The 22,183-nt window shown below is 66.3% G+C and carries 23 protein-coding genes; 8 read left to right on the top strand and 15 right to left on the bottom strand.

Annotated features, from left to right (window positions below):
* Positions 1-178: 178 nt before the first annotated feature.
* The 5 genes from prmC to ACS5Q0_RS04520 form a co-directional block, all read right to left on the bottom strand.
* Positions 179-1,033: a peptide chain release factor N(5)-glutamine methyltransferase gene (gene prmC, locus ACS5Q0_RS04540; RefSeq protein ID WP_473125409.1), complete on the bottom strand. Its 855-nt coding sequence runs from the start codon at positions 1,031-1,033 to the stop codon at positions 179-181.
* On the bottom strand, positions 1,030-1,443 hold the full coding sequence (gene fosX / locus ACS5Q0_RS04535; protein ID WP_473125408.1) for a FosX/FosE/FosI family fosfomycin resistance hydrolase: 414 nt from the start codon (positions 1,441-1,443) through the stop codon (positions 1,030-1,032). The genes prmC and fosX overlap by 4 nt, the downstream gene beginning before the upstream one ends.
* Positions 1,440-2,528 (bottom strand): peptide chain release factor 1, encoded by a 1,089-nt coding sequence (gene prfA / locus ACS5Q0_RS04530; protein ID WP_473125407.1) that lies wholly within the window; start codon positions 2,526-2,528, stop codon positions 1,440-1,442. Before prfA ends, fosX begins: the two co-directional genes overlap by 4 nt.
* Complete coding sequence (ptsP, locus tag ACS5Q0_RS04525) at positions 2,528-4,795, bottom strand: phosphoenolpyruvate--protein phosphotransferase (protein ID WP_473125406.1); 2,268 nt, start codon at positions 4,793-4,795, stop codon at positions 2,528-2,530. Before ptsP ends, prfA begins: the two co-directional genes overlap by 1 nt.
* A 103-nt stretch (positions 4,796-4,898) precedes the next feature.
* The gene (locus ACS5Q0_RS04520) at positions 4,899-6,137 is read right to left on the bottom strand and encodes an aspartate kinase (protein ID WP_473125405.1); all 1,239 of its coding nucleotides are present in this window, start codon (positions 6,135-6,137) and stop codon (positions 4,899-4,901) included.
* A 131-nt stretch (positions 6,138-6,268) separates the two neighbouring features.
* Here ACS5Q0_RS04520 and ubiG point away from each other — a divergent pair, with 131 nt between their 5' ends.
* Positions 6,269-7,012 (top strand): bifunctional 2-polyprenyl-6-hydroxyphenol methylase/3-demethylubiquinol 3-O-methyltransferase UbiG, encoded by a 744-nt coding sequence (ubiG, locus tag ACS5Q0_RS04515; protein WP_473125404.1) that lies wholly within the window; start codon positions 6,269-6,271, stop codon positions 7,010-7,012.
* Here ubiG and nhaA read toward each other — a convergent pair.
* Both nhaA and ACS5Q0_RS04505 read right to left on the bottom strand, forming a co-directional pair.
* Positions 6,985-8,199, bottom strand: coding sequence for a Na+/H+ antiporter NhaA (gene nhaA / locus ACS5Q0_RS04510; protein ID WP_473125403.1), 1,215 nt, complete (start codon positions 8,197-8,199; stop codon positions 6,985-6,987). The two genes, ubiG and nhaA, sit on opposite strands and share 28 nt — an antisense overlap.
* Before the next feature lie 220 nt (positions 8,200-8,419).
* Positions 8,420-8,944 carry a metallophosphoesterase family protein gene (locus ACS5Q0_RS04505; RefSeq protein WP_473125402.1) on the bottom strand — a complete coding sequence of 175 codons (525 nt, stop codon included), beginning with the start codon at positions 8,942-8,944 and terminating at the stop codon, positions 8,420-8,422.
* Positions 8,945-9,216: 272 nt separating this feature from the next.
* Here ACS5Q0_RS04505 and ACS5Q0_RS04500 point away from each other — a divergent pair, with 272 nt between their 5' ends.
* Positions 9,217-9,546: a hypothetical protein gene (locus ACS5Q0_RS04500; RefSeq protein ID WP_473125401.1), complete on the top strand. Its 330-nt coding sequence runs from the start codon at positions 9,217-9,219 to the stop codon at positions 9,544-9,546.
* A 3-nt stretch (positions 9,547-9,549) separates the two neighbouring features.
* Here the strand turns inward: ACS5Q0_RS04500 and ACS5Q0_RS04495 are convergent, their stop codons facing one another.
* Genes ACS5Q0_RS04495 through ACS5Q0_RS04480 form a run of 4 tightly spaced genes read right to left on the bottom strand, consistent with a single transcriptional unit; the run spans position 9,550 to position 11,946 of the window.
* Positions 9,550-9,993, bottom strand: a complete 444-nt coding sequence (locus ACS5Q0_RS04495; RefSeq protein ID WP_473125400.1) for a DUF1178 family protein — start codon at positions 9,991-9,993, stop codon at positions 9,550-9,552.
* A gap of 36 nt (positions 9,994-10,029) precedes the next feature.
* Positions 10,030-10,896, bottom strand: coding sequence for a carbon-nitrogen hydrolase family protein (locus ACS5Q0_RS04490; protein ID WP_473125399.1), 867 nt, complete (start codon positions 10,894-10,896; stop codon positions 10,030-10,032).
* A gap of 15 nt (positions 10,897-10,911) precedes the next feature.
* Entirely contained in the window at positions 10,912-11,169 is a 258-nt protein-coding gene (gene grxC / locus ACS5Q0_RS04485; RefSeq protein WP_473125398.1) for a glutaredoxin 3, read from the bottom strand.
* Positions 11,170-11,217: 48 nt separating this feature from the next.
* A complete protein-coding gene (locus ACS5Q0_RS04480) occupies positions 11,218-11,946 on the bottom strand; it encodes a ComF family protein (RefSeq protein ID WP_473125501.1) in 729 nt (242 codons plus the stop codon).
* A gap of 154 nt (positions 11,947-12,100) precedes the next feature.
* On the opposite strand from ACS5Q0_RS04480, the gene ACS5Q0_RS04475 reads away from it, so the two are divergent.
* The 4 genes from ACS5Q0_RS04475 to ACS5Q0_RS04460 all read left to right on the top strand — a co-directional run bounded on the left by ACS5Q0_RS04475 (position 12,101) and on the right by ACS5Q0_RS04460 (position 15,114).
* A complete protein-coding gene (locus ACS5Q0_RS04475; RefSeq protein ID WP_473125397.1) occupies positions 12,101-12,982 on the top strand; it encodes a methyltransferase domain-containing protein in 882 nt (293 codons plus the stop codon).
* Positions 12,983-13,069: 87 nt separating this feature from the next.
* Positions 13,070-13,435, top strand: a complete 366-nt coding sequence (locus tag ACS5Q0_RS04470) for a DUF427 domain-containing protein (protein WP_473125396.1) — start codon at positions 13,070-13,072, stop codon at positions 13,433-13,435.
* An 87-nt stretch (positions 13,436-13,522) separates the two neighbouring features.
* Positions 13,523-14,671, top strand: coding sequence for an iron-containing alcohol dehydrogenase (locus ACS5Q0_RS04465; RefSeq protein WP_473125395.1), 1,149 nt, complete (start codon positions 13,523-13,525; stop codon positions 14,669-14,671).
* Positions 14,672-14,679: 8 nt separating this feature from the next.
* On the top strand, positions 14,680-15,114 hold the full coding sequence (locus ACS5Q0_RS04460) for an acyl-CoA thioesterase (protein ID WP_473125394.1): 435 nt from the start codon (positions 14,680-14,682) through the stop codon (positions 15,112-15,114).
* On the opposite strand, the gene ACS5Q0_RS04455 is transcribed toward ACS5Q0_RS04460, so the two are convergent.
* Genes ACS5Q0_RS04455 through argJ form a run of 3 tightly spaced genes read right to left on the bottom strand, consistent with a single transcriptional unit; the run spans position 15,107 to position 17,701 of the window.
* Positions 15,107-16,024: a DMT family transporter gene (locus tag ACS5Q0_RS04455; protein WP_473125393.1), complete on the bottom strand. Its 918-nt coding sequence runs from the start codon at positions 16,022-16,024 to the stop codon at positions 15,107-15,109. The genes ACS5Q0_RS04460 and ACS5Q0_RS04455 overlap by 8 nt on opposite strands.
* A 9-nt stretch (positions 16,025-16,033) precedes the next feature.
* Complete coding sequence (locus ACS5Q0_RS04450; RefSeq protein WP_473125392.1) at positions 16,034-16,447, bottom strand: (deoxy)nucleoside triphosphate pyrophosphohydrolase; 414 nt, start codon at positions 16,445-16,447, stop codon at positions 16,034-16,036.
* Positions 16,448-16,459: 12 nt separating this feature from the next.
* Positions 16,460-17,701 carry a bifunctional glutamate N-acetyltransferase/amino-acid acetyltransferase ArgJ gene (gene argJ / locus ACS5Q0_RS04445; RefSeq protein ID WP_473125391.1) on the bottom strand — a complete coding sequence of 414 codons (1,242 nt, stop codon included), beginning with the start codon at positions 17,699-17,701 and terminating at the stop codon, positions 16,460-16,462.
* A gap of 163 nt (positions 17,702-17,864) precedes the next feature.
* On the opposite strand from argJ, the gene ACS5Q0_RS04440 reads away from it, so the two are divergent.
* Entirely contained in the window at positions 17,865-18,077 is a 213-nt protein-coding gene (locus ACS5Q0_RS04440; RefSeq protein ID WP_473125390.1) for a hypothetical protein, read from the top strand.
* A 101-nt stretch (positions 18,078-18,178) separates the two neighbouring features.
* On the opposite strand, the gene ACS5Q0_RS04435 is transcribed toward ACS5Q0_RS04440, so the two are convergent.
* Positions 18,179-19,087, bottom strand: coding sequence for a peptidylprolyl isomerase (locus tag ACS5Q0_RS04435; protein WP_473125389.1), 909 nt, complete (start codon positions 19,085-19,087; stop codon positions 18,179-18,181).
* A 246-nt stretch (positions 19,088-19,333) separates the two neighbouring features.
* Between ACS5Q0_RS04435 and secA the strand changes: the two genes are divergently transcribed.
* Positions 19,334-22,147: a preprotein translocase subunit SecA gene (gene secA / locus ACS5Q0_RS04430; RefSeq protein ID WP_473125388.1), complete on the top strand. Its 2,814-nt coding sequence runs from the start codon at positions 19,334-19,336 to the stop codon at positions 22,145-22,147.
* Positions 22,148-22,183 lie beyond the last annotated feature (36 nt).

The raw sequence follows: 22,183 nt of genomic DNA, 5'->3' as shown, positions 1-22,183 counted from the left end.
GTGCCCCTGCCTGCGCGATGGATATCGTTTGGTCTTCCGGCATGTCCCCTCAGGGCCTACCGTTTTCTTTCGACCGAGGACGATCTCTACGATCGAATCTAGCGGGTTCCTCCCGGTCCAACAAGCCATTTTTCAGCTTTTACCCCTTCCTGAGGCAAGAATGCCTCACCCTGCACGGTCACGTTCGTTTCATGGCAACGCATCGGGGGGTATCAGATAGATCGTGTGCCACCTTCAGAATTTCAAGGGCATAGGAGGCGGCCAGGCTCCGCAGGGCTTCTGCCTGGTCGAATCCGATTTCGACCACCAGGAGCCCGCCGGGGACCAGGAGGCGCCTGGCTTCTGCAAGGAGGATCCGGTAGGGAGCCAGACCATCCGGGCCGCCGTCGAGGGCGAGCAGAGGGTCGTGCTCGCGCACCTCCCGGTCCAGGGTCGGGATGACCGGGGAGGCGATGTAGGGCGGGTTGGAGACGATCAGGTCGAAGCGGCCGGCGATGGCGTCCGCCCAGTAGGAGAGGGCGAAAAGGCTGCGCTTGCCCACGCCGTTCCGCCAGGCATTGCCGCGGGCGGTCCGCAGGGCCCCGAGAGACAGATCGACGCCGAGGCCGGTGGCCTGAGGCAGCTCGTGCAGGAGCGCCACCAGAAGGCAGCCCGATCCGGTGCCGAAATCCGCCAGACGCAGCGGGGCCTGCCGGTCGGGAAGCAGAGCGAGCGCGGTCTCCACCACGGTTTCCGTATCCGGGCGCGGCACCAGGGTCTCGGGGGACAAGGCGAAGGGCAGTCCCCAGAATTCCCGCTCGCCGACGATTCGCGCCACAGGCTCGTGATCGAGGCGGCGGCGGATGGCGGCTTCGAGGCGCTCGGTCTCGTCCTCGGTCAACGGGATATCGGGCTTGGTGATCAGATCGGTCGGCGGAACCGCCAGCACGGACAGAAGCAGCAGCCGGGCGTCGAGGGCAGCCGTTTCAAAGCCTGCGTCCGATAGGGTCCGGCGCAGATTCTTCAGTGCCTGGGCGCGGGTGAGGCCGGTCACGCCGCGGAACCCCGCCGATACCGCTCGAGCCGCCCCTCCAGCGTGCCGGTATGCAGTTCGAACAGGTGATTGTCGTGGTCGTAGAAATAGAGCGAGCGGCCCTCGCCCTCGACGCGTGGGCGCGACTCGCGCAGCTCCAGGCCGAGGCTTTCGACGCGGGTGCGGTAGTCGTCGATATCCGAGGCCGGGATCTTGAAGGCGATGTGATTGTAGCTGCGCGAAGGCAGGCTTGCGCCCTCCATCACGGCGATCCATTGCCCGCCGACGATGAAGAATTTTTCGCGCGTGAGGGAGAAGGTCTCCTCGCCCGAGGAGTAGATTTCCCGCCCGTCGAGAACTTGGCTCATGATCGCGCTCATCCGCGCCAGATTGCTGGTGATGAGCGTGATATGGCTCAAGCCTTCGATCATGCGGCCTGATCCTGGGCGGCGAGCTGAGCGGCCTGATGCTCGGTGATGAGCGCGTCGATGAGCTCGTCGAGCGCATTGCCCGCCATCACCTCTTCGAGCTTGTAGAGCGTGAGGTTGATCCGATGATCCGTGACGCGCCCCTGCGGGAAATTGTAGGTGCGGATGCGCTCGGAACGGTCGCCGGAGCCGACCTGCGACTTGCGGTCGGCGGCACGCGCGGCGTCCTTCGCCGTACGCTCCGCGTCGTAGAGGCGGGAGCGCAGCAGCGCCATGGCGCGGGCGCGGTTCTTGTGCTGCGAACGCTCGTCCTGCACGAACACCACCGTGCCCGTCGGAAGATGCGTGATGCGGATGGCGGATTCGGTCTTGTTCACGTGCTGACCGCCCGCTCCCTGAGCGCGCATGGTCTCGATCTTCAGATCCGCATCGTTGACGACGATGTCGACGTCCTCGGCCTCCGGAAGAACCGCGACCGTCGCGGCGGAGGTGTGAATGCGCCCTTGCGTTTCCGTGTCGGGCACGCGCTGGACGCGGTGCACGCCGCTCTCGAATTTCAGGCGCGCGAACACGCCGCGTCCTTTGATTTCGGCGACCACTTCCTTGTAGCCGCCGGCGGTGCCTTCGCTCTCGGACACGATCTCGACCTTCCAGCCTTTCAGGTCCGCGTAGCGCGTGTACATGCGCAGGAGATCGCCCGCGAAGAGAGCGGCTTCGTCGCCGCCGGTGCCGGCGCGGATTTCGAGGATCGCGCTCTTCTCGTCCGCCTCGTCCTTGGGCAGCAGCATGATGCGCAGATCCTGCGCCGCCTTTTCCAGATCCTCGCGCGCCTGCGGCAGCTCCTCCTCGGCGAGCTTGCGCATTTCCGAATCGGTCGAGGGATCGTCGATCAGCGCCGCGAGGCCGTCCAGGTTGTCTTCCATGGCGCGGTAGGCGCGGATCGCGCCCACGACTCCGTCGAGCTCCGAAAGCTCGCGCGAGAGCGCGACGAAGGTTTCCGGATCGGGGCCGGCATTGAGCGTCGCCATGATGATGTCATGGCGGGCCAGGATGGCGTTCAGGCGGTCGGAGGGGGGAGCGATCGTCATCAGACGGGAATACCACGGGTTTCCGCGAAATGGGCAAGCTTCGGGCGCAGCGTATCGCCGCTCCCGGCGTGCTCCAGCTCTTCGTGAAGAAAGGTTTCGAGTTCGCCCACATCAAGGGCGAGGAGCATGGCCTTGACCGGCCCGATCGAGGCCGGAGACATGGACAGCGAGCGGTAGCCCAGGCCCAGCAAAGTCATGGCCTCAAGGGGGCGTCCGCCGATCTCTCCGCAGAGGGTCGCGAGGCAGTTGGAGGCTTTCGCCTGCTGCGCCACGAGCCGCAAGGCCCGCAGCATGGGCGTGCTCAACGGATCGAAGCGATCCGCCACGCGCCGGTTCTCGCGGTCGATGGCGAAGAGAAACTGCATCAGGTCGTTCGAGCCGATGGAGATGAAATCGGCTCGGTCGCAGATTTCCTTGAGCTGGAAGAGGAGGGAGGGCACCTCCAGCATCACGCCGAGCTTCAGGTCGGACGGCAGGGCATGGCCGTGGTGCGAAAGATAGCCCTTCTCGCGCTCCACGATGGCGCGGGCCCGCTCGAACTCGTCGCAGGTCGCCACCATGGGGAACATGATCTTCAAGGGGCGTCCGGCCGCCGCCTTCAGGAGGGCGCGAACCTGGGCCCGCAGCAGGCCCGGCCGGTCGAGGCCGATGCGGATCGCGCGCCAGCCCAGGGCCGGGTTCTCCTCCTCGAGCGCCTGCATGTAGGGCAGGATCTTGTCGCCGCCAATGTCGAGGGTCCGGAAGGTGACGGGCCGGTCGCCGGCTTCCGCGAACACGGCGCTGTAGAGCGCCTGCTGGTCGGAGGCCGAGGGCATTCTCTCGGCGATCATGAACTGCAATTCGGTGCGGAACAGGCCGACGCCCGCGGCACCCGTCTCCGTGAGGTGCGGCAGGTCGACCAGAAGGCCCGCATTGAGCTGCAGGGCGACCTCGACCCCGTCCCTGGTGACTGCGGGCACGTTGCGCAGCTTCTGATACTGCTCCTGGCGCTTGGCGCGAAGCCGCGCCTTCTCGGCATAAGCGGCCTCTACGTCGGCGCTGGGCCGGATCTGCACCTCGCCCGCGGCGCCGTCGACGATGATCGCATCGCCCGGCTCGGTGACCGAGGTGGCGTTCTGCACCTCGCCCACGGCGGGGATGCCGAGAGCCCGCGCCACGATGGCGATGTGACTCGTGGGGCCGCCCTCCTCGAGAACGAGGCCGCGCAGGCGCGAGCGGTCGTAATCCAAGAGAGCCGCCGGGCCCATGGAGCGGGCCACGATGATGGCGTTCTCGGGCAGGGTGTCGCGCTCGGCCACCATGTCGCGCCCGACGAGCCGGAAGAGCAGCCGGTTGGCGAGATCGTCGAGATCGTGCAGGCGCTCCCGCAGATAGGGGTCTGTCTGGCGCAGCATGCGCGCCCGGTTGTCGGACTGGACCCGCTCCACGGCCGCTTCCGCCGTGAGGCCGGACGCCACAGCCTCCCGCATGCGGCGCAGCCAGCCTTGGTCGTGCGCGAACATGCGGAAGGTTTCCAGAACCTCCCGGTGCTCGCCGTGATGGGCGACGTCCCCGCGCTCGATCAGCTCGTCGATCGAGGTGCGGACCTGGGCGATGGCGTTCTCCAGGCGCTGCAGCTCCGCCTCGACGTTCTCGGCGATCAGGTTCTTGATGACGACCCGGGGCTCGTACAGCACCACGTAGCCGAGGCCCACGCCGTCGGCGAGCGCGGTCCCCTTCTGGTAGACGGGGCGGCGCAGGGCAATCCCTGTCTCGACAGGGGCGAGGGCCTGCAGCTCGCCCGTCGCCAGCATCTCGGCCACCACCATGGCGGTGGTCTGAAGGGCCTCGACCTCTTCCTCCGTATAGACGCGGTAGGTGCGGTTCTGGACGACGAGGACGCCGAGGGTATTGCCGGCCCGGAGCAGGGGGACGCCCAGAAAGGCGTGGTAGATCTCTTCGCCGGTCTCGGGCTTGTAGGAGAAGGCGGGATGGCTCTGGGCGTCGGACAGGGCCAGAGGCTCCGCCGTGGAGGCGATGAGGCCGACGAGGCCTTCGCCCGAGCGCATGATTGTCTGGTGGACGGCTTCGCGGTTCAGGCCTTCCGTGGCGAATAGCTCAAGGACGCCATCGCCGCGCAGGACATAGACGGAGCACACCTCCGCCACCATGTTGGCGGCGATCTGGATGACGATTCTGTCAAGGCGGTCCTGCGCCCCCACCGGCTCCGCCATAATCTCGCGGAGGCGGCGCAGCAGAAGGCGCGGACCGCCGGGAGCACTTGGCATGAGCGTTTAGGTTCCCGTCCTTCGGAGCCGGTGAAGCGAACCGGCGGTGGTGCCTTAAGTGTTGCAGCCCGACCGACCAGCCGTCAATCGGGCCTCTCACCGATCAGGCCTTGTCCAAGCCGTATAGCGAGTGGAGCGTGCGCACGGCAAGCTCCGTGTAGGCCGAGTCGATCAGAACGGAGAACTTGATCTCCGAGGTGGTGATCGCCCGGATGTTGATGCCCTTGTCCGCCAAGGCTTTGAAGGCCCTGGCCGCCACGCCGGCGTGGCTGCGCATGCCGACCCCGATGGCCGAGACCTTGACCACGTCGGTCGCGCCCTGGAGGTCGCGGAACTCGATCTCGCTTTTGTGAGCGTTGAGCACGGCGCAGGCCCGCTCATACTCCGCCGAGGGGACCGTGAAGGTGATGTCCGTGGTGGTGGTGTCGTCCGAGACCACCTGAATGATCATATCCACGTTGATGTTGGCGTCCGCCAGGGGCACGAAGATCGAAGCGGCAATGCCCGGCTTGTCGGCCACATTCCGCAACGTAATCTGGGCTTCGTCGCGCGAATAGGCGATGCCCGTGACAACCTGCTGTTCCATGATGTCTTCCTCGTCGCAGATGAGGGTGCCGAGCTTGGGATCGGCGGGATCGTCGAAGCTGGAGCGGACGTAGGTGGGGACCCGGTGCATCATGGCGAGCTCGACCGAGCGCACCTGGAGCACCTTGGCCCCGAGCGAGGCCATCTCCAGCATTTCTTCATAAGATACTTTATCCAGGCGCTGTGCCTTGGGCACGATGCGAGGATCGGTGGTGTAGACGCCATCCACATCCGTGTAGATGTCGCACCGCTCGGCGCCGATGGCGGCGGCCAGCGCCACGGCGCTGGTATCCGAGCCGCCCCGGCCGAGGGTCGTGATGCGGCGGGTCTCCTGGTGAACGCCCTGGAAGCCGGATACGACGGCGACTTCGCCCTTCTTCTCGAAGCTCTCGATCATGCTCGAGCCGTCGATGTCGACGATTCGCGCCGTTCCGTGGGCGTTCGAGGTCATGATCGGGATCTGCCAGCCCTGCCAGGAGCGGGCCTTGATGCCCATTTCCTGCAAGGCGATGGCGAGCAGCCCCGAGGTCACCTGCTCGCCGGAGGCGACGACCACATCGTATTCCTTGGAATCGTAAAGGGCGTTGGCGTCCTTCACCCAGCCGACCAGCTCGTTGGTCTTGCCAGCCATGGCCGAGACCACGACGGCGACGTCGTATCCGGCCTCGACCTCGCGTTTGACATGCCGCGCCACGTTACGAATGCGCTCTACATTGGCGACGGATGTACCGCCGAACTTCATGACAAGACGGGGCATGCGAAGAAGGCCGTTAGGTTAAGGGGAAAAATTTTTGCCTTCGCGAGTTCCGAAAGGCGCGTATACATGACGGTAGGGCCGCGCGCTGTCAACGCGCGGAAATCATTTCTTCGAGCGAGGAAATCATTCTTATGACTCACGGCGCCTCCACGACCATCGACCCGGCCGAAGTCGCCCGTTTCGAGAAGATCGCCGAAACATGGTGGGACCCGAACGGCCCCATGAAGGTCCTGCACAGGTTCAACCCGGTGCGGCTGGCTTATATCCGGGACGAGGCCTGCCGCCGGTTCGGGCGCGACCCGCGTTCCGCCCGTTCGCTCGATGGGCTGACGATCCTCGACGTGGGCTGTGGCGGCGGGGTCCTGTCCGAGCCGCTCGCCCGTCTCGGGGCCACGGTCACGGGGCTCGACCCGGCGCCCACCAACATCTCGGTGGCCCGCCTCCATGCGGAGCGCGCCGGGGTGCCGGTCGATTTCCGCAATGAAACCGTCGAGGCGGTCGTGGCGCGGGGCGAGAGCTTCGACGTCGTTCTCGCCATGGAGGTGGTGGAGCACGTGGCGGATGTGCAGGCCTTCGTGACGGCCTGCACCCAGGCCGTGAAGCCCGGCGGCTGCCTCGTGATGGCGACGATCAACCGGACGCTGCGCTCCTTCGCCTCCGCCATCGTCGGGGCCGAGTACATCCTGCGCTGGCTGCCCAAGGGCACCCACGAATGGGACAGGTTCGTCACCCCCGACGAGCTGTCCGACGCCCTCAGGAACGCAGGCTTTTCCGTGAACGACCTCACCGGCGTCGGCTACAATCCCCTAAGAGACAGCTGGTCCCTCTCGCAGGATCTCTCCGTCAACTACATGCTGCTGGCCTCGCGCACCTGAAGCTTCTCGCGCGGGGCGAAGCTGAGGAGCGCGTAGCCTGCCAAGGCGGAGAGGGCGGAGCCCATGAGCACGCCGATCTTGGTGGCGTCTGTGAGCTCCGGCTGGCCCGGGAAGGCGAGAGCGCCGATGAACAGGCTCATGGTGAAGCCGATGCCGCAGAGCAGCGCCACGCCGTAGCATTGCAGCCGCGAGGCGCCGGCGGGCATATCGGCGAGCCCGAGATGCACGGCAGCGAAGGCGAAGGCATAGACGCCCACCTGCTTGCCGATGAAGAGGCCCATGGCGATGCCGAGCGGCAGGGGACTGAGCAGGACATCGAGGGAGAGGCCCGAGAGCGACACGCTGGCATTGGCGAGGCCGAAGATCGGAATGATCCCGTAGGCGACGGGGCCATGGAGCGCATGCTCCAGGCGATGCAGCGGCGAATCCTCCGCGCGCGTCTTCTTGGGATTGGGCTGAAGCGGAATGGTGAGCGCCAGGGCCACGCCCGCGAGCGTGGCGTGAATGCCCGATTTCAGGACGAAGAACCACAGCACCGCGCCCACGAGCAGATAGGGCAGGAGGCTCGTGACGTTGAAACGGTTGAATGCCACCAGAACCACGAGACAGAGCGCGGCCGCGCCCAGCATCGCGAGCGAGAGGTCGCTCGTGTAGAACAGGGCGATGATGATGATCGCGCCGAGATCGTCCAGGATCGCGAGCGCCGTCAGGAAGATCTTGAGCGACGTGGGCACGCGCGACCCGAGGACCGCCAGCACGCCGAGCGCGAAGGCGATGTCGGTGGCGGCCGGGATCGCCCAGCCGTGATGGAGCTGCGGCTCGTTGCGCGTGATGGCGAGATAGACGAGGGCGGGCACGATCATGCCGCCGAGCGCCGCGATGCCGGGCAGGATGCGTCGCGGCCAGGTGGAGAGCTGGCCGTCCAGCATCTCGCGCTTGATCTCGAGGCCCACCAGCAGGAAGAACACCGCCATCAGCGCATCGTTGATCCAGTGCAGGATGCTGAGGCCGAAGACGTAGGTCTTCAGGATCCCGAAATAGGCGTCCGACAGAGGCGAGTTGGCGAGAACGAGGGCGATCACCGTCACGCCCATGAGGATCATGCCGCCGGACGCTTCGCTGTCGAAGAACTTGCGCATCAGGGAGATGCGCCGCTTCGGGGTTACAGTGCCGCTCGGCCGATCCATGCCTTCATCCTCCTTGTCCAAACCCGGTCATACGGTGAAAGGTTCGGCATGGAAGGGCAAAGGACGCGGTGTCCCATCACAAAACCAGGAGCAACTCTGCTGCTCCAGCAGGAAGGGGCAGCTTCCGTCTAGAGCCGGTTCCACTGGCATGGAACCAGCTCTTTTCTTTGCTGTGCCGCATTTTTGACGGCGAACCGGATCCACTTCGCCGAAAAATGCTCTAAGCGTGAACAGCCCGAGGCGTCCGGCGGCGCTTGGTGGTGAGGATCGTCTCCAGCGTCACGGGCCGGTAGTCCCATGCATCGACCCCCACGTCGTATTGCCGGGTCTGGGGCTTCAGCTTGCCGTGCGAGTGGCCATGGAGATCGATCCAGCCGCGACCCATGTTCTTCCAGGTGCGGAAGGCATAGTGGCACATCACCACGAAGCGGCCGCCGACATTGAGTTCCGCATAGGCCTGCACGCTGGCCCAACCCGTGGCCGCGAGCGTTGAAGGGCCGTCGTTGTTGCCGGTGATCAGGTGCTTGCGCCCTTTGAGCCGGGCGAGGAGTTCGTCGATGCGTTCCGGGCGGGCGTGCAGGGCGAAATCGCCGAGGTGCCAGACCTCGTCGTCGGGCGTGACGGTCTCGTTCCAGTTGGCGACGAGCGCCTCGTCATGTTCGGGGATGGTCTTGAACGGCCGCTTGTCGATCCGCAGCACCCGCGGGTCGCCGAAATGAGTGTCGCTGGTGAAGAATATCGCCAAGGGCTGTCCCCTGCCACGCTTCAACGGAAAATGGAGCAGCGGGCGTGAAGGTCGAGAGCCGAATAGCTCCGGGCGGAACGGCGACGACGCGTGCCGCGTCGGAATTGACGGGACAATACGTCAATAAGTCTATTTACCTAACGTAAGAACATGTTATCGCCACGGTGCATCGGGGGAAGCCGAGACAATAAAAATCGCGAACAGCGAGGCTCGCCGGAGCTCAGATGCGGACGGCAGGACCATCCTGCCGCACTCAAACTCTAGGGGCCATCTTGAAAATCATCGCAACGCTCGCCGCAGCCGGCTTCATCGCCGCTCTCGCCTCGACCGCCGCTTCCGCCGCCGACCGGAAGGTCGACATCATCAACGAGACCGGCCTGACCATGTCGGAGTTCTATGCCTCGAGCACCGGCACGGACGACTGGGAAGAGGATATCCTCGGCGCGGACATCATGGAGCCCGGCGAGACCTTCGAGATCGATATCGACGACGGCACCGGCACCTGCCGCTTCGACTTCAAGGCGGTGTTCACCAATGGATCCTCGCACGTCCGCCGCGACATCAACGTGTGCAAGATCTCCAGCTTCACCTATACACGCTGACCGTCAGTTCCGGTCGTCCGGCACATGAGGGATCGGCAGCACGTCGATCCCTTCCTCCAGCAGCGCGCGCGCCTCTTCGAGATCGGCCTCGCCGTAGATCGAGCGTTCTTCCGCTTCGCCGAAATGCATCTTGCGGGCTTCCTCGACGAAATCCTTCCCTACGTTCTCCGCGTTCCTGATCACGTGTTCGCGCAGGGCACGCAGGGCGGCGCGGATCTCGCGCTCCTTCTCGGAGAGAACGGCCATGGGTTGCGCTTCGGGCTTCGAGTCGGGCGCCCTGTCGGTCCGCGCGACCGACGGCGCCATGATCTGCTTGTCCACCTTGGGCGAGTTGCAGAGCGGGCAGGTCACGAAGCCGCGCTTGCGCTGCGTCTCGAACGCCTCGCTTGAGGGAAACCAGCTTTCGAATTCGTGGGCCTGTTCACAGGCCAGGGCGTATTTGATCATGTCCTTGGAAGTTACAACACACGCAACATTGGGAAGTCAGGCGGAAGCCGCCCGACCGAGAGGGTGAGGGATCTGCGCGACCGCCACCGTGAAGCCGCGCGCGTTCTTCAAGGTCGGAATGCGCCCGCGCACCTCCGTGACGAGGGCAGGATCGATCTCCGCCAGGATCACGCCGGGCTCCGTGCCTGCTTCCGCCAGGACGCGTCCCCACGGATCGACGATGATCGAATGGCCGAAGGTCTCGCGCCCGTCCTCGTGCAGCCCGCCCTGAGCGGCGGAAATCATGAAGGAGCCGGTCTCGATGGCGCGGGCCCGGTGCAGCACGTGCCAATGAGCCTCGCCCGTCTGCCTGGTGAAGGCGGCCGGAGCGGACAGGAACGATGCGCCATTCTCGGCGAGCGCCTTGTAGAGCGCGGCGAAGCGCACGTCGTAGCAGATCGTCATGCCGAGACGGCCCCAGGGCGTTTCCGCCAGAACCGCCGTGTCTCCACCCGTATAGGTGGCGGATTCGCGCCAGCTCTCCCCGTTCGGCAGGTCCACGTCGTAGAGATGGATCTTGTCGTAAGCGGCGACGATCTCGCCCTCGCCGTCGATGAGGAAGCCGCGGTTGGCGACCTTGTCGCCTTCCTTCACGGCGATCGAGCCGATATGGACCATGACGCCCTTCTCGCGGGCTACGTCGCGAAGGGCCGCGAGCACCGGGTCCTGCGCCTGCGGGCCGATCTTCTCGAACAGTTCCGCCCGGTCGCGGCAGAGGAGGGAGGTCATCTCCGGCGTCTGGGCGAAATGCGCGCCTTTTTCGGCGGCCTCGCGCACGAGGGCCACGGCGGTGTCGCGGTTCTTCAGCACGTCCCGGCCGGAGCGCATCTGGATGCAGGCGGCGGTGAAGCGGGTGGCGGTCATCGGGGCCGTCCTCCGTCAGGCCTGCAGAAGGGGCTGGAGCTGCCCCCGGTCGTCGAGGGCATAGAGGTCGTCGCAGCCGCCCACGTGCTTCCCGTCGATGAAAATCTGCGGCACGGTGGTGCGCCCGCCGGCCTTCTGGATCATCTCTGCCCGCGCCTCGGGGGTCTTTTCGATGTCGATCTCGGTGAAGGCTGCGCCCTTCTCTTCGAGAAGCCTCTTCGCGGCCGAGCAATAGGGGCACCAGCCCTTGGTGTAGATCGTGATGGACGGCATCCATGTCTCCGTGCGTTGGGCCTAGATATAGGGACAATCAGGCCGGGATCACAACTCCTGGACAACTCTCGCGAAGGCCAGGATGTCCACCGAGGCCGCGCCGCCCCGCAAAAGCGCCCGTGCGGCGGCGTTCGCGGTGGAGCCGGTGGTGAGCACGTCGTCGATGAGGAGCGCCCGTTTGCCTGCCAGGTAGACCTTCGCCTCGGGCGGCACGCGGAAGGCCCCCTGCAGGTTCTCCTGCCTCTGCGCCTTGGTGAGGCCCACCTGCCGCCGGGTGCGTTTGACGCGGGCGAGAGCCGAGGGATCGCAAGGCACGCCGCTTTCGGAGGCGACGACCTTCGCCAGCGCCATGGCCTGGTTGAAGCGCCGCCGCCAGAGCCGCCAGCGATGGAGCGGCACGGGGACGATCACATCCGCTTCCGCCAGCAGCTCCGCGCCGGCCCGGACCATCATGCCGCCCAGGGCGCGGGCGAGCTCCAGCCGGTCATTGTATTTGAGCCGGTGCACGAGCAGGCTCGCGGTCCCGTCGTATTCCGCCACCGCCCGGGCGCGCCCGAACACCGGAGGGTCGGCCATGGCGGCGGGGGATAGGAGGGGCTGCCCGAGATCGACCTGGAAGGGGATGCCGAGCCGCTCGCAGAACGGGCGCTCGATGAAGCGAATGCCCGACCAGCAGGCGGCGCATAGTCCGTGCGGCTCGCCCGTGGCCCCTTGGCAGGCGATGCAGCCGGGCGGGTAGAGGAGGCCGATCGCCATGCGCCCGGCTTCCCGCACCATGAGCCGCAAGCGGGAGACAGAGCGGAGCTCTCGCGTCTCGATCAGGTCATCCATCGGCAGAGCTTAGCGGATGGGAGCGTGATTGTGTATCCTTTCGCTCGGCTGCGAAAAATTCCTTGGTTCTTGGTCGGGGAAGGGCCATATCGAGCGCCTCATGAGCACACCTCTCGTCTTCGACCGCTCCCTCGTCCGCCGGCGCCTGTCGCGCGCGCTGAAGGCGGGTTATGCCGATTTCCTCTTGGCCCGGACGGTCGAAGATCTGCAGGAGCGCCTTTCGACCGTGCTGCGCTCCTTCGCGCAGGCCATCGATGTCGGGACGCCGACGCCCGCCGCTTCCGAGGCCCTGCTTCGGACAGGGCAGGCCGAGACGGTCGTGCGCCTCTCGCCGACCCCTGAGCCCGGCAGCGTACTGGGCGACGAGGAGCGGCTGCCGTTCTCCGGCGAGCGCTTCGAGTTGGCGGTGTCGCTGCTTGCCCTCCACAGCGTCAACGATCTCCCGGGCGCGCTCGTCCAGATCCGGCGGGCGCTCAAGCCCGACGGCCTGTTCATGGGGGCCCTGCTCGGCGGCGCGACCCTGACGGAGCTGCGCCAGGCCCTGACCCAGGCCGAGGCCGAGATGGAAGGCGGCGTGAGCCCGCGCGTCGCGCCTTTCGCTGACCTGCGCGACATCGGGGGCCTGCTCCAGCGGGCGGGGTTCGCCCTGCCGGTCACCGACACGGACATCGTTCGCGTGCGCTACGCCAATGCCTTCGCCCTCATGCGGGATCTTCGCGCCATGGGGCTTACGAATGCGCTGAACGACCGCCGCCGCACGCCGCTGAAGCGCGCTACCCTGATGCGCGCGGCGGAAATCTATGCCGAGCGCTTCGCAGACCCGGACGGCCGCGTCCCGGCGACCTTCGAGATCGTCTGGCTCTCCGGCTGGGCGCCGCACGAGAGCCAGCAGAAGCCGCTCCGGCCCGGCTCCGCCAAGATGCGGCTCGCGGATGCGTTGGGCGTGAAGGAGGGAGAGCCCGGGCCGCAAGGGAACGAATGATCTTTCGTAGCGGGCCCTTTGGCTCCCATCGGGCTGCTCTATCTTGGTTCTGAGAGTGTCCAAGAGTTCCCTGGAGAGCCCTGCGCCATGAAAGAGCCCGGTCCGGATCATCCGATCACGATCACCCGAAACCCGCACCGCATCCGGGTCATGCTCGGCGGCTTCATCATCGCCGAAACGACGCAGGCTTTGACCCTTCAGGAAGCCACGCTCCCGCCGGTCTTCTACATTCCGAGGCAGGACGTGCACATGGACCTGCTCGATTCCACCGATCACACCTCCCATTGCCCCTACAAAGGCGACGCCTCGTATTTCACGGTGAGCGGCGGCGGCCTCGTGCGCGAGAACGCCGCCTGGAGCTACGAGGATCCCGCGCCTGCCGTCGCCGCCATCAAGGAGCATGTGGCTTTCTATCCCGAGAAGGTCGACGCCATCGAGGAATTCCGGGACTGACCGGAAGAGGGCTGGCGAACCGGGGTTCGGAGCGAGGCTTGCCGTCGACGCTTCGCCGCGTCACTCTTCGTGAAAACGGATGATCCCATGCCGCCCTTCACGTTCAATACCGCCCCGTCCCTGGTTTTCGGCTCCGGAACGATCGCGCGCATCGGCGAGATCGCGGCGCAGCATCTCGGCCCCCGGGTCGCCCTCGTCACCGATGCCGGGCTGGTGAAGGCGGGCCTGCTCGAAAAGGCTCTTCATTCCCTCGAGGAGGCGGGCATCGCGGTCGATGTGTTCGACGGGGTCGTTGCCGATCCTCCCGAGGCGGTCGTGCTCGCCGCTGCGGAGAGGGCGAGGGCTTTCGAGGCCCGGGCGGTGATCGGATTCGGCGGCGGCTCCTCCATTGACGTCGCCAAGCTCGTCGCCCTGCTCGCCGGAAGTGACGAGAGCCTCTCCGAAATCTATGGGGTCGGGATTGCGAAAGGACCGAGGCTTCCGCTCCTCGCCGTTCCCACCACGGCGGGCACCGGGTCGGAGGTGACGCCGATCGCCATCGTCACCACCGGTGCGCACGAGAAGAAGGGCGTGGTGTCCCCCCTCATCATTCCCGATATCGCGCTGCTCGATCCGGATCTCACCTTGAACCTGCCGCCGCACGTGACGGCGGCGACGGGCATCGACGCGATGGTCCACGCCATCGAGTCCTACACCTCCACCAGCGCCAACAACAATCCGGTCTCGAAGGCGCTGGCCCGAGAGGCACTGCGTCTCCTCGGACGCAACATCGAGCGCGCCGTTCATCATGGCCAGGATGGGGAGGCGCGGGCCGCGATGCTCCTCGGGTCCATGCTGGCCGGGCAGGCTTTCGCCAACTCGCCCGTGGCCGCCGTGCACGCGCTCGCCTATCCGATCGGCGGCCATTTCGGCGTGCCGCACGGCCTCTCCAACGCGCTCGTGCTGGCGCATGTGCTGCGCTTCAATGCGGGTGCCTGCGCGGGAGCCTATGAAGAACTCGCGCCGCACGCTTTCCCGGATCTCGGGGAGCGCGGCGACGCGGATTCCTTCGTCGAGGCGCTGGCCGGGCTTTGCGTGAAGGTCGGCCTCCAGCCGCGCCTGCGCGACGTCGGCATCCCTCGGGATGCCCTGCCGATGCTGGCGGAGGATGCGATGAAGCAGACGCGTCTGCTCGTGAACAATCCGCGTCCGCTGTCTCTCGACGATGCGCGCGCCATCTACGAAGCCGCCTGGTGACACGCGCCATGTCCGAACGTCCCGCGCGGTTCTCCCGCGCCGCCTTCCGGCTCTTTCGCCCCATCGCCACGCGCTGGATGGACAACGACGCCTACGGGCACGTGAACAACGTGCATTACTATTCCTTCTTCGACAGTGCGGTGAATGCCTGGCTCGTCGAGGAGGGATTGCTCGATATCGGGGCGAGCCCGGTGATCGGGCTCGTGGTGGAATCCGGCTGCACCTATTTTGAGAGCGTGGCCTTTCCCGAGCGGCTGGAGGCCGGCATCGCCGTCGCGCATCTCGGCCGTTCGTCGGTGCGCTATCGGATCGGCATCTTCAAGGAAGGGTCCGAGCTCGTGGCGGCGCAGGGCCATTTCGTCCATGTCTACGTGGAGCGGACGACACAGCGCCCCGTCGACATTCCCGCCAAGACGCGCGAGGCGCTCACGACCCTCACCTGAGCCGGCCCGTGAAGGACACGAGGGCTACGCCCGACAGAACCACCGCGCCCCCGCACAACTCGCGCAGCCCCACGCGCTCGTTCAGGAACAGAACGGCGAGCAGGATGGTCCAGACCGGCCCGAGATAGCCCACCATGGAGGCCCGGGTCGGCCCCGTGCGGCGGATCAGATACATGAACAGCAGGATCGGCAAAGCGGTCGACATGACGCCGAGCGCCAGAAGAGGCGCCAGGTGCGACGGTACGGGCGCGAAGGCCGAGGGGCCCGCGAGCAGCAGGGCCAGCAGGGTCGCTGCCGTGCCGGAGCCGATCTGCTGGCCGAGCGCCATGCGGGCCGGGTCCACATTCCGGACGGTGCGCACATAGACGTTCGCCGCCGCATAGCTGCAGGCGACCAGCACCATGGTGGCGATCCCGACGGGGCTGATGCCGCTGTCGGGCATGGCCGCCGGGCCGATGAGGATGCCCATCCCGACGAAGCCGATGAGAACGCCGAGAAGCCGCTGCGGGCCGAGCCGCTCCTCCGCGAACAGCAGGTGGGACGCGAGCGCGACGATCAGCGGGGAGGAGGCCTGGATCATCGCGGCGGGCGCGGTGTCGATCTGCGTCAGCGCATAGGCCACGAGAACATTCGGCAGCCAGCCGTTGAACGTGCCGAGGAAGGCCCAGACCCTAAATTCATGGCGCTGGGGCAGAATGGTCTTGCCCTGGGCCAGGAACCAGGCGGCCAGTGACGTCGCCCCGATCAGGCCGCGCATGGCGGCCATCACGAAAGGGCTCAAATTCCCGCTCAGCTTCACGAACAGGAGCGCGCTTCCCCACAGGAAGGAGCAGACGAGCAGATTGGAGAGAATGAAGGCCGGGGTCGGGGCTGGCGTCGATGGAGCCGCCTCGGCGGTCTGGGACGACATAGAGGGGCCTTACGATCCGAGAAGATCGAGAAGGAAGGGAATCAGCGGCTCGTCGGCGGGCGGCATCGGGTAGCTGCGCAGCTCCTGCGGCCTCACCCATTTCAGGGCCTGGCCCTCCAGCGGCTGCACGAGGCCTTCCCAGCGGCGGCAGATGTAGAGCGGCATCAGGAGGTGAAAGCTCTCGTAAGGATGGCTCGCGAAGGTGAGCGGCGCGAGGCACGGCTCCTTCACCGTGATGCCGAGTTCTTCCTTGAGCTCGCGGATCAGCGTCTCCTCCGGCCGCTCGCCGGGCTCCACCTTGCCGCCGGGAAACTCCCACAGCCCGGCGAGCTGCTTTCCCTCGGGGCGCTGAGCCAGGAGAATGCGGTTGTCCGTGTCGACCAGCGCGACGGCGACGACGAGGGTGAGTTTGAGCGGCTGCATGGCTCCTGGGCCTCAGCTCCGGTAATCGCCGTTGATTTCCACGTAGGCCTTGGTGAGGTCGCAGGTCCATGCGGTGGCCTCGCCGCGCCCGAGGCCGAGGTCGACGCGGATCGTGATCTCGTCGCCCTTCATATAGGCCGAGGTCTTCGCCTCGCTGTATTCGGGGTCGCGCGCGCCTTTCACGGCCACGCGGATGTCGCCGAACCAGATCGCGAGCTTGTCGCGCTCCGCCGGCTCGCCTGCCTTGCCCACGGCCATGACCACGCGGCCCCAATTGGCGTCCTCGCCGGCGACCGCCGTCTTCACGAGCGGGGAATTGGCGATTGCCATGGCGATGCGCTTGGCCGAGGTCGCGCCGGTCGCGCCGGTCACCTTCACGGTCACGAACTTGCGCGCTCCCTCGCCGTCGCGGGCGACCTGCTGGGCGAGATCGCAGAGCAGGCCTTCGAGCGCCGCGCGGAACTCCTTCAGGCGGCGGTCGCTCGGCAGCGAAATCGCGGGCGCGCCGCGGCTCGCGGCGGCGCCGGTCGCGAAGAACAGCAGGGTGTCGGAGGTGGAGGTGTCGCTGTCCACCGTCACGCAGTTGAAGCTCTTGTCGGCGCCTTTCTTGAGCAGGGCCTGGAGAACGGGGGCGGCGATCGGCGCGTCGGTGAAGATGAAGGAGAGCATGGTCGCCATGTCGGGCGCAATCATGCCCGCGCCCTTGGCGATGCCGTTGATGGTCACCTCGACGCCGCCGATGGTGGCCGTGCGGGTCGCCACCTTCGGGAATGTGTCCGTGGTCATGATGGCTTTGGCGGCATCGAGCCAGGCGGTGGGCTTCGCCTTCTTCTCGCAGGATTCGAGCACACCCTGGAACTTCGACGCGTCGAGCGGCTCGCCGATCACGCCCGTGGAGGCGATGAACACCTGCGAGGCGCGGCAGCCCGCGGCCTCGGCCGCGATCTCGGCGGTGAGCTTCACCGCCTCCGCGCCCTTTTTGCCGGTGAACGCATTGGCGTTGCCGGAATTCACCACGAGGGCGCGGGCCGTGCCCTTCGCCAGGTTCTTGCGGCACCAATCGACGGGGGCCGAGGGGCATTTGGAGCGCGTGAACACCCCCGCCACGGTCGTTTCCTTGGGCAGGGTCACGTAGAGCACGTCCGTCCGGTTCTTGTACCGGATGCCTGCCTCCGCCGTGGCCAGCCGGACTCCGTCGATGGCGGGCAGGCTGGGGAACGTCTTGGGCGCGAGCGGAGACACGGTCTTGGACATGCGGGCTCTCGGATGTGAGCGGGATGGAACACTGTTAGGAACCGCGACCTGTGGTTTTTTAAGGCTTTTTGTCAAGTCAAAGCTGCACGGGGCGGTCCGCGGGCGGCACGGAACGCGGCTGCTGTGTCCTCGTTGACCCGGTCTGCAACCGATGGAGGCTTTCATGACCGGCAAGCACCCGAAGACGAAGCCCGAGGAGAGACCGCGCAGCGATCTCGACGTCGATCCGGGGATCGGACGCTCCAAGGGCACCACCATCTCCGGCGAGGACCCGCGCGACCTGGACGGCGGCTCGACCTTCCAGGGCGACGTGGAGAACCAGACCAACCGCCAGGGCGGCGTCGACCCCAACCGCATGGGCCGGACGAACAAGTGACGGCCTCACACGGTCATCCTCGGCGATGGCGAAACGAGGAATAGAGCCAAAACAAAAAGGGCGGCCCTCAGGGCCGCCCTTCGAATGGATGAGCTTGAGCCTTACTGCTTCTTTTGCTCGACGAGGTTGCCCTTGTCGTCCAGGCGCTCGATCTTGGCGTCCTTGCGCAGGCCCGTGATGAGGTCCTGCTGCGCCTTCCGGCCAAGGAAGGCCTCGACCTGATCCTTGGTCTCCTCGAAGCTCGGCGCAGGCTTGGTGCGCTTCTCCTCGACCTTGATCACGTGCCAGCCGAACTGGCTCTTCACCGGCTCGGAGATCTGGCCGGGCTCGAGCTTGAAGGCGGCCTCGGCGAAGGGCTCGACCATCCGGTCCTTGGTGAAGAAGCCGAGATCGCCGCCATCGGTCTTGGAGCCGGGATCCTTGGAGAGCTCGGCGGCGACCTTGGCGAAATCCTCGCCGCCCTTCACCCGATCATAGGCCTTCTTGGCCTCTTCCTCGCTGTCCACGAGAATGTGGCGGGCGCGCACCTCCTGCTCGGGGGCCAGGCCCTTGATCGTCTCGTCGTAGAGCTTGCGGGCGGCCTCGGGGGACACGGCCTTCTTGGCGGTCTGGTCGAGGTACTCGTCCAGCAGGGTCTTGTCCCGGTTGTAGGCGAGCTTACGGGCGAAATCCGCGCCGCTGCCGACCTTAGCGGCCTCGGCGGCCTTGGCGCCGAGCTTCAGATCGATCAGGTAGCCCGTCAAAAGCTCGCGCTTCTGCTCGTCGGGCACGTTCGGCATCTGCAGGGCCGGATCCTCGGCGGCGATGGCGAGATCGCCTTCCGTGATCTCCATGCCGTTCACGCGGGCGACCACCTTGGAGGGGTCCACGGCGGGCACGGCGGCAGGCGAGGTGGCGGGGGACGTGGCAGGAGGCGAGGCCGGAGGCGTCTGGGCAAGGGCGGCGCCCGCCATCAGGGGCAGGGCGGCTCCGAGGGCAAGTAGGCTTTTACGTACCGAGAGTGAAGACATGTCGGATCCTCTGGTGGGCTGACTGAGCCCACGGACAGCAAGTTCAGATGGCTCAACCTGTTTACGTTTGCAAGCGATGGCATAATTATGCCACAGCATCCCGCAAGGCGGGCCCTTGCTCGGGGCCCGCGTGCGGAGTCGTGGGCTGCGCTGTTCAGGCACGGTCTTTAAGATGCGCATCCGCATAATTAGGTCTATAAGGCGGTCCCAGCGCCCCCTTATCTTCTGGAATTCTGAAGGCTCTCGATGTTCGGTTCATTCGCGAAGAAAATCTTTGGCTCGGTCAACGATCGCCGGCTGAAGTCCTACCGGCCCAAGGTCGCGGCCATCAACGCGATGGAGGCCGAGCTGCAGGGGCTCTCCGATAGCGAGCTGCGTGCCCGTACGGAAGAGTTCAAGGCCCAGCTCGCCGCAGGCCAAACCCTCGACGATCTCCTGGTCCCGGCCTTCGCCACGGTCCGCGAGGCGGCCAAGCGCACCCTCGGCCAGCGCCACTTCGACGTTCAGCTCATCGGCGGCATGGTGCTCCATGAGGGCTCGATCGCCGAAATGCGCACCGGTGAGGGCAAGACCCTGGTCGCGACCCTGCCGGTCTACCTGAACGCCCTTGCGGGCAAGGGCGTCCACGTGGTGACGGTGAACGACTACCTCGCCCGCCGCGACGCCGAATGGATGGGCCAGATCTACCGCTTCCTGGGCCTCTCCGTGGGAGTCATCGTCCACGGCCTCGACGACGCCGAGCGCGCTCAGGCCTATGCGGCCGACATCACCTACGGCACCAATAACGAGTACGGCTTCGACTACCTTCGCGACAACATGAAGTACGAGATGTCGCAGATGGTCCAGCGCGGGCACAACTTCGCCATCGTCGACGAGGTGGACTCGATCCTCATCGACGAGGCCCGCACGCCGCTCATCATCTCGGGCCCGCTCGACGACCGCTCCGAGCTCTACAACGCCATCGACAAGGTCATCCCGCGCCTCGACAAGAGCGACTACGAGCTCGACGAGAAGCAGCGCTCCGTGGCCCTGACCGAGGATGGCACCGAGAAGATCGAGGAACTGCTGCGCGCCGAGGGCCTGCTCAAGGAGGGCGACCTCTACGACGCCCAGAACGCCACCCTCGTCCACCACATGAACCAGGCGCTTCGCGCCCACACCCTCTTCCAGCGCGACAAGGACTACATCGTCCGCAACGACGAGGTGGTGATCATCGACGAGTTCACCGGCCGCATGATGCCGGGCCGCCGCTATTCGGAAGGCCTGCACCAGGCGCTCGAGGCCAAGGAGCACGTGCAGGTTCAGCCCGAGAACCAGACGCTCGCCTCCATCACCTTCCAGAACTATTTCCGCCTCTACGGCAAGCTCGGCGGCATGACCGGCACGGCCGCGACCGAAGCCGACGAGTTCCTGGAGATCTACAACCTCGAAGTGGTGGAGATCCCCACCAACCGTCCCGTCTCGCGTATCGACGACGACGACGAGGTCTACCGGACGGCGGAGGAGCGCTACAGGGCCGTGATCCGCGACATCGAGGCTGCCTCGGCCAAGGGCCAGCCGATCCTGGTGGGCACCACCTCCATCGAGAAGTCGGAATATCTCGCAGACTTCCTCGTCAAGGAAGGCTACAAGCTCATCGATTTCGAGAACCCGCAGGCGCTGGAGCCCCTCTACAAGGATGCGCGCGCCGGTCGCGGCACGAAGCACTTCGCCGTGCTGAACGCCCGCTTCCACGAGCAGGAGGCCTTCATCGTCGCCCAGGCCGGCGTGCCGGGCGCGATCACCATCGCCACCAACATGGCGGGCCGCGGCACCGACATCCAGCTCGGCGGTAACGCCAAGATGCGCATCGAGCGCGAGCTCGTCGGCATCGAGGGCGAGGAGCGCGCCGCCAAAGAGAAGGAGATTCTCGACGAAGTCGCCGCCTTCAAGGAGAAGGCGCTGGCCGCCGGAGGCCTCTACGTGCTCGGCACCGAGCGCCACGAGTCGCGGCGCATCGACAACCAGCTGCGCGGCCGCTCGGGCCGCCAGGGCGATCCGGGCCGCTCCAAGTTCTACCTGTCGCTCCAGGACGACCTGATGCGCATCTTCGGCTCCGACCGCATGGACGGCATGCTGCAGAAGCTGGGTCTCAAGGAAGGCGAGGCCATCATCCATCCGTGGATCAACAAGGCCATCGAGCGCGCGCAGGCGAAGGTCGAGGCGCGCAACTTCGACATCCGCAAGAACATCCTGAAATACGACAACGTCATGAACGACCAGCGCAAGGTCGTGTTCGAGCAGCGCAAGGAGTTCATGGCGGAAGAGAGCGTGCGCGAGACCATCGACGACATGCGCCATGGCGTGATCGAGGACGTCGTGTCCCGCGCGATCCCCGAGAACGCCTACGCGGAGCAGTGGGACATCGAGGGGCTTAAAACGAACGTCGCCAACTTCCTCAATCTCGATCTGCCCGTCGAGGAATGGGCGAAGGAGGAGGGCATCGCCGACGACGAGATCCGCGAGCGCATCACCAAGGCCGCCGACGAAGCCTACGCCCAGCGCGTGGAGGCGAACTCGGCCGAGGTGATGAACTACGTGGAGAAGCAGGTTCTGCTGCAGAGCCTCGACCATCTCTGGCGCGAGCACCTCGTCACCCTCGACCATCTGCGTCAGGTCATCGGCTGGCGCGGCCTCGCCCAGCGCGACCCGCTCAACGAGTACAAGTCGGAGGCCTTCGAGCTGTTCAACACCATGATCGCGCATCTGCGCGAGCAGGTGACCGGCCAGCTCATGCGCATCCAGGTGGTGTTCCAGCAGCCCGAGGCGCAGCCGCTGCCGGCCATGTTCCCGCAGCATCTCGATCCCGCCACCGGCGAGAACGAGTTCGACATGCCGCAAGGCGCGGCCTTCGGCGAAGGCGGAGCCCAGGGCTTCGCCGCGACCTCCATCAACCCGGCCACGGGTGCTCAGCGCGACCCGAACGACCCCTCCACCTGGGGGCGCGTGAGCCGCAACGAGCCGTGCCCCTGCGGGTCCGGCAAGAAGTTCAAGCATTGCCACGGCCAGTTTGTGGCTTAAGGCGCAAGAGCCGAGAAAGCCCGCCGGATCGGCGGG

It is taken from the genome of Microvirga sp. HS2 (assembly GCF_055792805.1).
Note: the sequence above shows the minus strand (reverse complement) of the source record. Positions and strands in the feature narration are given on the sequence as shown.

Coding starts and splice junctions, on each gene's coding strand:
- fosX (WP_473125408.1), bottom strand. CDS start 1,443: ATGATCGAAGGCTTGAGCCATATCACGCTCATCACCAGCAATCTGGCG.
- prfA (WP_473125407.1), bottom strand. CDS start 2,528: ATGACGATCGCTCCCCCCTCCGACCGCCTGAACGCCATCCTGGCCCGC.
- ptsP (WP_473125406.1), bottom strand. CDS start 4,795: ATGCCAAGTGCTCCCGGCGGTCCGCGCCTTCTGCTGCGCCGCCTCCGC.
- ACS5Q0_RS04520 (WP_473125405.1), bottom strand. CDS start 6,137: ATGCCCCGTCTTGTCATGAAGTTCGGCGGTACATCCGTCGCCAATGTA.
- ubiG (WP_473125404.1), top strand. CDS start 6,269: ATGACTCACGGCGCCTCCACGACCATCGACCCGGCCGAAGTCGCCCGT.
- nhaA (WP_473125403.1), bottom strand. CDS start 8,199: ATGGATCGGCCGAGCGGCACTGTAACCCCGAAGCGGCGCATCTCCCTG.
- ACS5Q0_RS04495 (WP_473125400.1), bottom strand. CDS start 9,993: ATGATCAAATACGCCCTGGCCTGTGAACAGGCCCACGAATTCGAAAGC.
- ACS5Q0_RS04490 (WP_473125399.1), bottom strand. CDS start 10,896: ATGACCGCCACCCGCTTCACCGCCGCCTGCATCCAGATGCGCTCCGGC.
- grxC (WP_473125398.1), bottom strand. CDS start 11,169: ATGCCGTCCATCACGATCTACACCAAGGGCTGGTGCCCCTATTGCTCG.
- ACS5Q0_RS04480 (WP_473125501.1), bottom strand. CDS start 11,946: ATGGTGCGGGAAGCCGGGCGCATGGCGATCGGCCTCCTCTACCCGCCC.
- ACS5Q0_RS04475 (WP_473125397.1), top strand. CDS start 12,101: ATGAGCACACCTCTCGTCTTCGACCGCTCCCTCGTCCGCCGGCGCCTG.
- ACS5Q0_RS04470 (WP_473125396.1), top strand. CDS start 13,070: ATGAAAGAGCCCGGTCCGGATCATCCGATCACGATCACCCGAAACCCG.
- ACS5Q0_RS04465 (WP_473125395.1), top strand. CDS start 13,523: ATGCCGCCCTTCACGTTCAATACCGCCCCGTCCCTGGTTTTCGGCTCC.
- ACS5Q0_RS04460 (WP_473125394.1), top strand. CDS start 14,680: ATGTCCGAACGTCCCGCGCGGTTCTCCCGCGCCGCCTTCCGGCTCTTT.
- ACS5Q0_RS04455 (WP_473125393.1), bottom strand. CDS start 16,024: ATGTCGTCCCAGACCGCCGAGGCGGCTCCATCGACGCCAGCCCCGACC.
- ACS5Q0_RS04450 (WP_473125392.1), bottom strand. CDS start 16,447: ATGCAGCCGCTCAAACTCACCCTCGTCGTCGCCGTCGCGCTGGTCGAC.
- argJ (WP_473125391.1), bottom strand. CDS start 17,701: ATGTCCAAGACCGTGTCTCCGCTCGCGCCCAAGACGTTCCCCAGCCTG.
- ACS5Q0_RS04440 (WP_473125390.1), top strand. CDS start 17,865: ATGACCGGCAAGCACCCGAAGACGAAGCCCGAGGAGAGACCGCGCAGC.
- ACS5Q0_RS04435 (WP_473125389.1), bottom strand. CDS start 19,087: ATGTCTTCACTCTCGGTACGTAAAAGCCTACTTGCCCTCGGAGCCGCC.
- secA (WP_473125388.1), top strand. CDS start 19,334: ATGTTCGGTTCATTCGCGAAGAAAATCTTTGGCTCGGTCAACGATCGC.